Origin of the sequence: Actinopolyspora xinjiangensis, from assembly GCF_900104475.1 — a bacterium.
In the GTDB taxonomy this organism is placed as follows: Bacteria; Actinomycetota; Actinomycetes; order Mycobacteriales; family Pseudonocardiaceae; genus Actinopolyspora; species Actinopolyspora xinjiangensis.
In genome coordinates this window covers 160,139-172,731 of record NZ_FNJR01000007.1, presented here as the reverse complement: position 1 = coordinate 172,731, position 12,593 = coordinate 160,139, and the positions used below count along the sequence as shown (strand labels likewise).

Below are 12,593 nucleotides of genomic sequence, written 5' to 3'. Positions count from 1 at the left end.
CACAACCAGGTGAGGAGTTCGGTGATGTCCTCGACTGAGGCCCCCCGGCAAGAGGAAGCGGTCTCCTCGACGGGGGACGTGGCGGGTCCGCCGGACATCGAGGGATGTCTCGCGCGACTGCGCTCGTCGCTGCCCGAGCGGTCGGTGATCACCGACCGGCAGAAGCTGCTCACCTACGAGTGCGACGGCCTCGCCTCCCACCGCACGGTGCCCGCCGTGGTGGTACTGCCCGAGAACGCCGAACAGGTGGCCGCGACGGTGGCGAGCTGTTCCGAGCACGGGGTGCCCTTCGTGGCGCGCGGCTCCGGAACCGGTCTCTCCGCGGGGGCCCTGCCCCGGTCGGACGGTGTGTTGGTGGTGACCTCCAGGATGCGGCGCATCCTGGAGATCGACATCGACAACGAGCGGGCCGTGGTCGAACCCGGGGTGATCAACCTCGACGTCACCAGGGCCGCCGCTCCCCACGGTTACTACTTCGCTCCCGACCCCTCCAGCCAGCAGGTCTGCTCCGTGGGCGGCAACGTGGCCGAGAACTCCGGGGGAGCGCACTGTCTGAAGTACGGGTTCACCACCAACCACGTGCTGTCGATGACCGTGGTCACCGCCGGCGGCGAGACCGTGGAACTGGGCGGCCCGGCCAGGGACGCCCCCGGTTACGACCTGCTCGGGGCCTTCGTCGGCAGCGAGGGCACTCTCGGCGTGGTCACCTCGATCACCGTGCGACTGCTGCGCAAGCCCGAGAGCGTGCGAACGCTGCTGGCCGGATTCGCGTCCACGGACGAGGCGGGGGAAGCCGTCTCGGCCATCATCGCGGCCGGAGTGACCCCGGCGGCGATCGAGATGATGGACCAGCTCTCCATCGCCGCCGCCGAACAGGCCGTCCGGTGCGGTTACCCGGAGGGTGCGGGAGCGGTCCTCATCGTGGAGCTGGACGGCCCCGAGGCCGAGGTGGCACACACCTTCACCGAGGTCAGGCGGCACTGCGAGGAGCACGGCGCCTTCGAGATCCGGAGCGCGGCCGACGAGGCGGAACGAGCTCTGATCTGGAAGGGCCGCAAGTCGGCCTTCGCCGCTGTCGGACGGATCAGTCCCGACTACATCGTGCAGGACGGCGTGATCCCCAGAACCGCGCTTCCCGAAGTGCTGCGCCGGATCGCGGAGCTGTCCGCGCGGTCCGGGGTACGGGTGGCCAATGTCTTCCACGCGGGCGACGGGAACCTGCATCCGCTGGTGCTGTTCGACGGTTCGGTGCCCGGTGCCTCCGAACGGGCGGAGGAGGTCTCCGGCGCCATCCTGGAGCTGTGCGTCGAACACGGCGGCTCCATAACCGGTGAGCACGGCGTCGGCGCGGACAAGGTCCGCTACATGGGGCGCATGTTCACCCCGCAGGACCTGGACACCATGCAGTACTTGCGCTGCGCTTTCGACCCCGCCGGGATGTGCAATCCCGGCAAGGTGTTCCCCACGCCCCGCCTCTGCGGTGAGGTGCCTGGGCCACGGCGCGGCGCCCACCCACTCGCCGAGGCCGGATTGGCGGACGAATTCTGATGACCTCCCGCACCCTGGATTCCGCACAGACCGAACTGTCGGACGTACTGGGCCCAGAAGGACTCCACGAGGCCGCGGAGTCCGACGCCGTGCGAGGGGTCAGGCCGCGTTGGGTGGCGCGGGTGGGCAGCACGGAACAGACCTCGGAAGTGCTACGGGTGGCCGCCGCGCACCGGCTGCGGATCGTGCCGCGTGGCGGGGGGAGCAAGCTGGACTGGGGCGCTGCTCCCACCGGGGTGGACCTGGTGCTCGACACCTCGGGAACCGAGAGCGTCCTCGAACACGCCTCCGGTGACCTGGTGCTGCGGGCCACGGCGGGCACCACGTTGTCCCGTGTCCGGCGAACCGTCGCCGAGGCGGGGCAGCGGTTGTCCGTGGACCACCCGCTGCCCGGCGCCACTCTCGGCGGGATCGTGGCCACCGCCTCGGCAGGGCCGTGCCGCCAGGCGTTCGGCACGATCCGGGACCTGCTCATCGGCATCACGGTGGTCCGCGCCGACGGTGAGGTCACCGCCTCCGGGGGCAAAGTCGTCAAGAACGTCGCCGGTTACGACCTGGGCAAGCTCTACACCGGTTCCCACGGAACCCTGGGCGTGATCACCGAGACGATCTTCCGGCTGCACCCGTTGGCCGCCGAGCACCGCTGGGTCACGCTGCGCGTGCCCGACGCCGGGACGGCGGGCGCGGCGGTGCGGTCGCTGCGTGCCTCGCAGGCCGTGCCCACCGGAATCGAGCTAGACCGGCCGAGTCCCGAGTCCCCCGTCGAGGTGAGTGCGCAACTGGAGGGGATGCCGAAAGCCACCGACCAGCGCGCGCACGAGCTGGCCGAGCGCCTCGGAGCCGAGTTCGGGGTCACCGCCGAGGTCGGGCACGCGGCACCGGACTGGTGGGGCGCTCATCCGTTCGCTCCCCTGACGGGCGACACCGGCCTGCGCTTCGCCGCCGCGCCCGCCGACCTCGCACGGCTGCTCGACGACGCCGGTCGGGCGGCAGCGGAAGCGGGGATTCCGCTGGCCGTGCGCGGCTCGGCCGGTGCCGGAGTGCTGTTCGGCGGTGTTCCCGCGAACGCCGGAGCGGCTCGGACGGCTGACGCGGTCTCGCGGTTGCGGGCGGCGACCACGACGCTGCACGGTCACACCACGGTGCTGTGCGCTCCCACCCCGGTGCTGGAACTGGTCGATCCCTGGGAAATGCCGGAGGAGGGAGTGTTCGGCCTGATGCGCCGCGTCAAGGAGCAGTTCGACCCGGAGTACCGGCTCGCGCCCGGGCGTTTCGTGGGAGGTCTCTGATGTCGCACTGTCGGCTCGGTCGCCGTAGGTGGTCGCTTGGCGGAACCTCTCGCGGGCTCTCGCTGCGGCCAGGCCCGACATCGGGTAGGTACTACACAACGTCGGGCCTTCCTCGCGAGAGCACCACGAGAGAACCCGCGGGTGGTCGAGCGGCGTGAGTGGTGGTTCGGCGCTGTCGCGCCGAGTAGAAGGGATGACCGGATGTCGGTACGCGAAATGTTCGGCGGTGTGTCCGTAGCTTCGGTCCGGCGCTCGGTTCGGTGAACATCGGAACAACTCCAGACACTTCCGAGGGGCAGTGATGAGTGAGGAGTCGGGGCGCTCCGGCGCGGAGGGCGCGTTCGACGTGTTCAACCCGCCCGAACGGGAGCTGATCGACGACTGCGTGCACTGTGGATTCTGCCTGCCCACCTGCCCCACCTACGAGTTGTGGGGCGAGGAGATGGACTCCCCGCGTGGCCGCATCCACCTGATGGAGGCCGGGCTCGACGGGGAACCCCTCTCGGAGAGCATGGTCGAGCACTTCGACAACTGCCTGGGGTGCATGGCCTGCGTGACCGCCTGCCCCTCGGGGGTGCGGTACGGGACGCTGCTGAGCCGGACCCGTGCGCAGGTGGAGCGCAACCACCGCCGTGAGCCGGGGCAGCGCTGGTGGCGCGCGGTGATCTTCGCGCTGTTCCCCCACCGGCGCAGGCTGCGAGCGCTGCGCGGCCCGCTCGCGCTCTACCAGCGGCTCGGTATAGGGGCGCTGCTGCGCCGCACCGGCCTGCTGAACAGGCTGCCCGCCGGGATGCGCACGATGGAGTCGCTCGTGCCGCCCGTGAGGCGTTCGGTTCCGCTGCCCGAACGGGTACCGGCGGCGGGGACGCGCAGGGCCGTCGTGGGCATGCTCACCGGTTGCGTGCAGCACGTCTTCTTCCCGGAAGTCAACGCCGCCACCGCGCGGGTGCTCGCCGCCGAGGGCTGCGAGGTGGTGATTCCGCGTGCGCAGGGGTGTTGCGGAGCGCTCAGCGAGCACTCGGGACGTGAACGGGAGGCGAAGCGCTTCGCGCGGGCCACGCTGGACGCCCTCGACACGGCCGGGGTGGATTACGTGGTGGTCAATTCGGCCGGGTGCGGCTCGGCGATGAAGGATTACTCCCGGCTGCTCGCCGAGGACCCGATGTACGCCTCCCGCGCGGCGGAGTTCGCCGAGCGGGTGCGTGACGTGTCCGAAGTGCTCGTCGAGTTGGGACCGGTCGCTCGGCGCGCCCCGCTGCCGATGCGGGTCGCCTACCACGACGCCTGCCACCTCAGCCACGGTCAGGGAATCCGCGCGCAACCGCGCGAACTGCTGCGGGCGATCCCGGGAATCGAGCTCCGCGAGATCAACCGGGGCGAGATCTGCTGCGGTTCGGCCGGGGTGTACAACCTGCTGCGGCCGAACGCCGCGGCCGAGCTCGGCGAGCTCAAGGCGGACAACGTGCTCGACACCGGGGCGGATCTGCTGGTGACCGCCAATCCCGGTTGCTCGATGCAGATCCGAGGGGCGTTGCGGGCCAGGGGAGCGCGGATGCCGATGGCCCACACCGTGCAGCTGCTCGACGCCGCGATTCGTGGTCGTTCGTCCGAGTCGCTGCTCCGTGAGACCGGCTGACAGCGGTTCTCCGGACGGGGCTTTCGGCCGGCGTCGCGTCCCGCACGTGGGTGGGGCCTCGTGGTGGGACGCGAGCACCCGGAGGTAACGCCCACCGGATCGGAGCTCGCCGTCACGTCGCGGTGCGCTGCCGATCTCCACGCCGTTCCGCCGGTCGGCGAGCGGGATGACCCGGATCCGGGTGGCGGTAGGATCCTCACGGGCCCACTCCGTGCCCGACGATCCCCTGCGCGTGTTCTGCGAAGGCACGACGCGGTTCCGTCAGGAATGGTCGAACCGGAGAGCCGATCGTGCGGACGGGTCCACGTCTCGGATCGAAGCGCGCTGGAGGGCCGTGTCGTCCGGCCAAACCCGTTTTCACTCCTCGGGGCGGGGAGAATCGTAGCCCATTGACTGTGACAGTCTTGGTGTCACACTCTTCATGGAGGACCGCCGCAACGAGGAGGCACCCCACACATGTCCGAGGCCTTTGTCTACGATGCGATCCGCACCCCGCGCGGTCGCGGCAAGAAGTCCGGCGCGCTGCACGGCACCAAGCCGATCAGCCTCGTCGTCGGGCTGGTCGAGGAGCTGCGCCGCCGCCACCCGAACATGGACCCGGCCGCGCTCGACGACCTGGTACTCGGCGTCGTCACCCCGGTGGGCGATCAGGGTGGCGACATCGCCAAGGCAGCCGCGCTCGCGGCCGGGCTGCCCGAGACCGTCAGCGGCGTGCAGCTCAACCGGTTCTGCGCCTCCGGGCTGGAAGCCGTGAACACCGCCGCGCAGAAGGTCCGCTCCGGCTGGGAGGACGCCGTGCTCGCGGGCGGCGTCGAGTCCATGTCCCGGGTGCCGATGGCCACCGACGGCGGGCCGTGGGCGATGGACCCGGAGACCAACCTGGACACCTCCTTCGTGCCGCAGGGCATCGGTGCCGATCTGATCGCCACCCTGGAGGGATTCGACCGCGAGGCCGTCGACGCCTTCGCCGCTGAGTCGCAGACCCGTGCCGCCAAGGCCTGGGCCGACGGTCGCTTCTCCGAATCGGTCATCGGCGTGACCGACCGCAACGGTATGACCGTGCTGGACCGCGACGAGCACGTCCGCCCCAACACCACCACCGAGACGCTGTCCGGTCTGGAACCCTCCTTCGCCGGTATCGGTGACATGGGCGGCTTCGACGCCGTCGCGCTGCAGAAGTACCACTGGGTCGAGAACATCAACCACGTGCACACGCCCGGCAACTCCTCGGGCATCGTGGACGGCGCCGCGCTCACCCTGATAGGTGGTCGGCGGTTCGGCGAGCGCCACGGGATGCGTCCGCGTGCCAGGGTGGTCTCCGCCGCGCTCAGCGGCGCCGACCCGACCATCATGCTCACGGGGCCGGGACCCGCGGTTCGGAAGGCCCTCGGCAAGGCCGAGCTCGACATCTCCGACATCGACCTCGTGGAGATCAACGAGGCGTTCGCCGCCGTGCCGCTGAAGTTCATGAAGGACTTCGGGGTGCCGCACGAGAAGGTCAACGTCAACGGCGGCGCCATCGCCATGGGGCACCCGCTCGGCGCGACCGGGGCGATGATCCTCGGCACCCTCGTCGACGAGCTCGAGCGCCGGGGCCAGCGCTACGGCCTGGCAACGCTGTGCATCGGCGGCGGAATGGGGATCGCGACGATCGTCGAACGGGTCGACGAGTAAACGGCCATCCCGAGACCCCGACGATGCCGCGGCCATTCGCCCGGGCCGCTCGACCGACTTCCGACAACAGCGTCCAAGGACGGATCAATGAGTGAACAGAGCACCATCCGCTGGGAGGGCCCAGACGCCGACGGGGTAGTCGTCCTCACCCTCGACGACCCCGAGCAGCAGGCCAACACCATGAACGAGCGCTACCTGCGCTCCATGGAGCAGACCGTGCAGCGGCTGGAGGACGAGCGCGAGAACATCAGCGGAGTGGTCCTCACCTCGGCCAAGAGCACCTTCTTCGCCGGTGGCGACCTGCGCGAGCTGATCAAGGCGCGTCCCGAGAACGTGGCGCGCGCCGCCGAGAGCAGCACCACAGCCAAGCGGCAGCTCCGCAGGCTGGAGACCCTCGGCGTGCCGGTCGTCGCCGCCCTCAACGGCACCGCCCTCGGCGGCGGGCTGGAGATCGCTCTCGCCTGTCACCACCGCGTCGCGCTGGACTCGCCCAAGGCCCGGTTCGGCTTCCCCGAGGTGAGCCTGGGGTTGTTGCCCGGCGGGGGCGGTGTCGTCCGCACCGTGCGGATGCTCGGCATAGCCGACGCGCTGCTCGGCGTGCTCACGCAGGGCCAGCGCCTGCGTCCGGAGAAGGCCCGTGAGCTGGGGTTGATCGACGAGATCGTCGAGGACCGGGACGTCATGATGCGAGCGGCCAGGGATTGGATCAAGGAGAATCCGGAGGCGAGCCAGCCCTGGGACCGCAAGGGCTTCCGGATTCCGGGTGGCACCCCCTCCGACCCGAAGTTCGCGGCGAATCTGCCCGCCTTTCCCGCGAACCTGCGCAAGCAGCTCAAGGGTGCCGACCTGCCCGCCCCCGAGAACATCCTCTGCGCCGCGGTGGAGGGTGCCCAGGTCGACGTGGACACCGCCTTCACCATCGAGGGGCGCTACTTCGTCGAGCTGATGTGCGGGCAGACCTCGAAGAACATGAGCAAGGCCTTCTTCTTCGACCTGGAGCACATCAACTCCGGCGGCAGCAGGCCCGACGGGCAGCCGGAGTGGTCGGCCGGAAAGGTCGGCGTGCTCGGTGGCGGGATGATGGGAGCGGGCATCGCCCACGTCTGCGCCAAGGCGGGGATGGAGGTCGTGCTCAAGGACGTCTCCGCCGACTCCGCCGAGCAGGGCAAGCAGTACTCCGCCCAGGTGCTGGACAAGGCGCTCGGCAAGGGCAGGATCTCCGAACGGGAGCGCGAGGACGTGCTCGCCAGGATCACCCCCACCGACCGGGCGGCGGAGCTGGAGGGGTGCGACCTGGTCATCGAGGCGGTCTTCGAGGACCCGAAGGTCAAGCACCAGGTCTACGCCGAAGCCGAGCAGTACGTCTCCGGTGACGCCCTGATCACCTCGAACACCTCCACGCTGCCGATCACCGACCTGGCCGAGGGCGCGAGCAGGCCGGAGGACTTCATCGGGCTGCACTTCTTCTCCCCGGTGGACAAGATGCCGCTCGTCGAGATCATCCGTGGTGAGCGGACCAGCGACCGGGCGCTGGCCAGGGCCTTCGACGTCGTTCGCCAGATCGGCAAGACCCCGATCGTGGTGCGGGACAGCAGGGGCTTCTTCACCAGCCGGGTGATCGGCACCTTCCTCAACGAGGGAGTGGCGATGCTGGGTGAGGGGGTCGCGGCGCCCTCGATCGAGCAGGCCGCCTCGCAGGCGGGCTTCCCCGCTCCGGTGCTGCAGCTGTTCGACGAGCTCACCCTCACGCTGCCCCGCAAGATCAGGGAGGAGACGCGCAAGGCGGTCGAGGCCCAGGGCGGCAGCTGGAACGACCACCCCGCCGACCCGATCCTGGACCGGATGGTCGACGAGTTCGGGCGCAAGGGGCGTTCCTCCGGTGCGGGCTTCTACGAGTACTCCGAGGACGGCAAGCGTCTGGGGCTGTGGCGGGGGCTGGCCGAGCACTTCGGTGCGGGCCGTCTCGATCCGGAGCGGGTGGTGTTCGAGGACCTGCGGGAACGCCTGCTGTTCGTGCAGGCGCTGGAGACGGTGCGCTGCCTGGACGAGGGAGTGCTCGACTCGGTGCCGGACGCCAACATCGGGTCGATCTTCGGGATCGGCTTCCCGCCCGGGACCGGGGGCGTGGTGCAGTACATGAACGGCTATCCGGGTGGGCTGCGCGGTTTCGTGGCGCGTGCCAAGCAGTTGGCCGAACGCTACGGCAGCCGGTTCGAGCCGCCCGCCTCGCTGGTGGCCAAGGCCGAGTCCGGTGAGGTCTTCGACGTCGGGGAACCCGACGAGGAGATCGTGACCGCCGCTGCGGCCTGATACCGCTGCGGCTCAAAACGTGGGTGGGTCGTTTCCCTGGATGGGGACGCGGCCCACCCAATCGACTCCGTCGTTTTGCCGGATCAGCAGGAGTCGGAAGCAGCATGGTCCCGATTCAGAATCGAGGACAAAGAAAGAATAGAATTGAGAACGGCGGCGCGGTGTCGCTTCGTCGGTTTTTGTCATATATTTATTCTTTTTGATTTTGACAATCCTGTCAAGTTAATTGTGGCAAGTATTGTCGACACTGCGATCGCGGCGATCGGACCAAAGGTTAACCACGTTGCCAGTATTGCTCCAATAGGGGTGATCAAGCTGTGAACCATGGCAATTTTAATGAATATTTTTTCGGTTGTTTCGAATAATTTTGATCGTTTTTTCGGTTCATACATGTAGTATGTTCCCACTAGGATTTCGTTGACGAACAAGAACAGCCAGAACCAGCTGGGGAGCCAATCCGGTTGCTTTTTCTGGACCATGCTGTCGACGAACAACCAAGTCCAGCAGATTGTCAGTGTCGCTGTTCTGGCCAGGTAACCGTATTTTAGCCTTGGAAGTGTCGGGGAAGATGTGGAAGGGGGCGGAGTGGATAGTACACGATAAGAGGGTGACGATGTTTCGGTGAATGCGTTCTCGGTGAATTTCGCGGTTTCTTCGAGGTTGGTTTTTTCGTTTGGCGGCAGGATTGTTCTCAACTTTTCCAGGGCAAGGGAAAAATTATTGTGTTTTCCCAGGTGGCAGTATAGATCAAGTGCCCTATTCAGGAATTTGACGGCTTCGTCGAGGTCGCCGAATGCTATGTTCAGGTCAGCGGAACGTTCTAGTATATCGGCTTTCTCGATATCGCTGTCGGGTCGAGTCAGTTTCACGGCATGAGTCAGGTATTCGGCGGCGTTTTCGTGGTCGCCTTCGGCGATGAACACGCTTCCCAAACCACTCGAAGCGCGGAGTTTGCCCGGGCGGTCGTTTGTTTTGTCGGCAAGTTTTAGCGCTTTTTGGAAATTTTTCCGGGAGTTTTCGTTTTCGTTTATCGCGTATTGGGATTCCCCGATCCCGCACAGCGCCGCGACACGAAAACTGTCTTCGTTTGTCAGGCGGAAAATTTTTTCCGCCCTCTTGTGTATGCGAACTGCTTTTTTGGTGTCGCCGGTTTCGAGTAGTATTTCACCGAGTTCGAGGGTTACTTTCGCCGGCAGTATGCGCTCGGAAATATCTTTTGCGAGTGAAACGGTGATTTGCAGGCAATTCAATGACTCTTCGTGTTCCGCTAGCCATCGGTAAGTGTTCGCCAATTTTTGGAAGGCGAATACCTCCGATTTCTTGTCCCCCAATCGCTGAGTCGCTTCGATGGTCGAGTGGAGTACGTGCATTCGCTCGATCCAGCTGTGCCGGAAGCACATCAGGGGATCCAGGGCGCACGCCAGTTCGTGCGCGCGCTCGTGATGTCCGTGCCGCACCGCCAGTGACACGAGGGCTACGTGCGTCTCACACTGCTCTCCGGCCCACTCCAGCGCTTCCACCGGGGTTTCGAAAGCCCGTTCCACGACAGAGTCGTCCGCTTCCTCCGAAAGGAGGTAGGCTGCCGCGTCCGCCTGTCTTGTGTGGAACTCGAGGAGTCGGCCCAGCGCTTCCTGCGCGTTCGTGGCCGGTTCGTCGGTTTCCAGGCGTTCACGCGCATAAAGGCGGGTGAGGTCGTGGAAACTGTGGTTCTCGGGATGAGTGCCAGGCTGTAGTAGGTGCGCCCTGCGTAGTCGCCACAGCAGGATGTCGGTTTTGTTCGACGTTCGTCCTACGAGTGTGGCTACTTGGTCGTGGGTGAACTCGTTGCCCGGATGCAGCGCGAGAAGTCGGAATACGTTCGCCGCCTCGGCGTCCAAGCACCGGTAGGACAGCGTCAGCGCGGTCCGCACGCTGTATCCGGTTCCCGGGTCGAGTTGATCGAGCCGGTCGCCGTCGTGGTTGAGGGAGTCGAGCACCGAGTCCAGCGGTCTGTCCTGCTCGGTCACCAGGATTCCGGCCAGGATCCGGAGGGCGAGGGGGAGGTGATCACACTTCCGTGCCAGTGCCTTAAGTTTGTCGGTCTCACGGATGCGGTTGTCATCCCTGTTCGTTTTTCGCAGGATATCGCTGAGCAGATCTACGGAGGAGGTTGGCGAGAGCGTGCCGAGAACCAGACGCCGTGCTTCGGGCAAAGCTAGTTCGTTGCGAGTTGTTATCAGTATGCGGTGCTCCGTGTGGTGCGGTAGCAAGGATTCGATCTGCTCGATGTGGAATACGTTGTCCAGCACCAGCAAAGTGGATGAGCAGTTGGAGAGTCGTTTCCGAAACAGCGCGCTCAGCTCGCCGAGGGCGTGCGGCAGATGTTCGCCAGGAACTCCCATGGAACGGAGGAAACCGCTCAGTACGTTCTCCGGAGCAGCACGCTGATCGGAGTCGTAGCCGTGCAGATCGGCGAACAGCGTCCCTCCCGGGAACCGCCCTGCCTCCACGGCTCGATGAGCCGCCGTCAGTGCCAGCGCGGTTTTGCCCGCTCCCGGCGGTCCGGTGATGGTGATTACACTGTTCCTCTCGGGGGAGCCGGTGGTGGACAGTTTCCCCACCAGCTCGTCGAGTTCCGGAACACGGCCGGTGAACGTGTTCGGAGCCGGTGGTAGGACACTCAGGGACTCGGGAGCGGGGGATGAGACATGCATATGCATGGTTTCGACCCGCCCTGCTTGCACGACCCGTTCGGCCTTGCCGTTGAATATGTTGTGCGTTTCGGCCACATCCGAGGTGTATCGCACGATCGACTTGCGACGCAGTAGTTCTTGTCGATTCGGAGCAGGCGGTCGGGCTGGAACTGGCGGTGGAGACGCGGCTGTGAAGCTTTGCCGTGAAGGACCGGTCCCAGATGTCGGTGACAAGTGCTACACCGAACGTCGGTCCGGTTTCCGACTTTCCTCGTACCGCGAGCCGCTTTTCGGGCGAATGGCATCGGAACCACGGAGGGAACCGGAGCCCCGCCACTTCAACGGCTGTGGACTGAATTCTTCGTCCGAGTGGGTGATTCGCCGGTGCTTTTTCGGATCGGTTGGTGGGGAGCTCACTCGCTCGACCGCGCCGCTCGGGCGCGGGAACGGAGTTCCCGCGCCCGAGCGTCGGTCACTTCAGGCCCGTCGCCCTGCTCAGGACGTCGCCCACCGGCAACGTCTTGGCCTCGTTGAGGCTGGTTCCCTCGCCCATCGAGAGCGTCTCCGAGGGGTTGGTCACCAGACCGGTCGCGGCGTCGCGCACCGCGCCGGACGGGTCGTCGTCCAGCCGGCGAACCGTCGGGACGTCCTGCGTGGCGGGCACCACGTGTTCCACCTCGGGCAGCTCCACCGGCTTGCCGGACGTCTGCAGCGGGTTGTTGCTGACCACCTTGCCCAGCGTGCCGACCGGATTGGTCATCGGCTTGCTGTCGTAGCCCTGCGCGACGGTGGCGTCCACGGCGGTGTCCAGTGCGGACGCGCCTTCGTGGTTCTCGCCGCGTGGGCCGACCTCGGCGTCGAGCAGCTCGGTCTCCCCGCTGTTCTGACGCAGCACGCCCGTGTGGTCGGGCCTGACGTTGACGCCGACCTCCGGGCGGGTCTTGGTCAGCTGTTCGGCCTTGGCGGTGGTGGTAGCCACATGTCCGAGCAGCCTGGTCGCCTCGCCGGACTGCAGTGTCGGTTCGCCATCGCGGACCTCGTTGCCGACACCGTACCCGAGCCTGGCGATCTCGGCGCCGACCTCCTTGACGAGGTTCGGGGTGTTCGTCCGCAGCGTCGTGTCCGCGCAGGGCATCTTCTCCCGTCCTGGGACACCCGGGTTCTTGCAGGTGTCGAGCGGAACGGTGAAGTCGATCTCATCGGGGACCTGTGACAGGTCCGGCTTGTTGAGGTCCGGCGTCGTTGCTTCGGGGGAGTCGGCCGCTGCCGCTCCCGTTCCGGCTGCGGCGAACCCCGCGGCCACAACAACAGCGTTCAACGTGCGCGTGGTCCAGGGGCGCAAGATCAGTACTCCTTGATTCCGAGTTCACGGGCGTGGTCGTGACACGCCGGGCGCGGCGTCCTGTCAGTGGACGCGCGCGCACGTGACAATCGACCTACGCGATCGCATCGGAAGGGGAGTAG

General features: G+C 66.8%; 7 protein-coding genes. 5 read left to right on the top strand and 2 right to left on the bottom strand.

Annotation, left to right across the window (positions count from 1 at the left end):
* Window positions 1–24 precede the first annotated feature (24 nt).
* The 5 genes from BLQ75_RS12515 (at window position 25) to BLQ75_RS12495 (ending at window position 8,457) form a co-directional block, all read left to right on the top strand.
* Entirely contained in the window at window positions 25–1,548 is a 1,524-nt protein-coding gene (locus BLQ75_RS12515; RefSeq protein ID WP_092601837.1) for an FAD-linked oxidase C-terminal domain-containing protein, read from the top strand.
* Complete coding sequence (locus tag BLQ75_RS12510; protein ID WP_092601835.1) at window positions 1,548–2,837, top strand: FAD-binding oxidoreductase; 1,290 nt, start codon at window positions 1,548–1,550, stop codon at window positions 2,835–2,837. The genes BLQ75_RS12515 and BLQ75_RS12510 overlap by 1 nt, the downstream gene beginning before the upstream one ends.
* A gap of 301 nt (window positions 2,838–3,138) precedes the next feature.
* On the top strand, window positions 3,139–4,473 hold the full coding sequence (locus tag BLQ75_RS12505; protein ID WP_092601833.1) for a (Fe-S)-binding protein: 1,335 nt from the start codon (window positions 3,139–3,141) through the stop codon (window positions 4,471–4,473).
* 456 nt (window positions 4,474–4,929) lie between these two features.
* A complete protein-coding gene (locus BLQ75_RS12500; protein WP_092601831.1) occupies window positions 4,930–6,147 on the top strand; it encodes an acetyl-CoA C-acetyltransferase in 1,218 nt (405 codons plus the stop codon).
* A gap of 87 nt (window positions 6,148–6,234) precedes the next feature.
* Complete coding sequence (locus BLQ75_RS12495) at window positions 6,235–8,457, top strand: 3-hydroxyacyl-CoA dehydrogenase NAD-binding domain-containing protein (protein WP_092601829.1); 2,223 nt, start codon at window positions 6,235–6,237, stop codon at window positions 8,455–8,457.
* Between the two features lie 182 nt (window positions 8,458–8,639).
* On the opposite strand, the gene BLQ75_RS12490 is transcribed toward BLQ75_RS12495, so the two are convergent.
* Window positions 8,640–11,225, bottom strand: coding sequence for a tetratricopeptide repeat protein (locus BLQ75_RS12490; RefSeq protein WP_092601827.1), 2,586 nt, complete (start codon window positions 11,223–11,225; stop codon window positions 8,640–8,642).
* A gap of 376 nt (window positions 11,226–11,601) precedes the next feature.
* Window positions 11,602–12,471, bottom strand: coding sequence for a hypothetical protein (locus BLQ75_RS12485; RefSeq protein WP_092601826.1), 870 nt, complete (start codon window positions 12,469–12,471; stop codon window positions 11,602–11,604).
* Window positions 12,472–12,593: the final 122 nt, after the last annotated feature.

Bases quoted from the DNA above. Each gene is read 5' to 3' on its own strand.
- BLQ75_RS12500 (WP_092601831.1), top strand. From the start codon at position 4,930: ATGTCCGAGGCCTTTGTCTACGATGCGATCCGCACCCCGCGCGGTCGC.
- BLQ75_RS12495 (WP_092601829.1), top strand. From the start codon at position 6,235: ATGAGTGAACAGAGCACCATCCGCTGGGAGGGCCCAGACGCCGACGGG.
- BLQ75_RS12515 (WP_092601837.1), top strand. From the start codon at position 25: ATGTCCTCGACTGAGGCCCCCCGGCAAGAGGAAGCGGTCTCCTCGACG.
- BLQ75_RS12505 (WP_092601833.1), top strand. From the start codon at position 3,139: ATGAGTGAGGAGTCGGGGCGCTCCGGCGCGGAGGGCGCGTTCGACGTG.
- BLQ75_RS12510 (WP_092601835.1), top strand. From the start codon at position 1,548: ATGACCTCCCGCACCCTGGATTCCGCACAGACCGAACTGTCGGACGTA.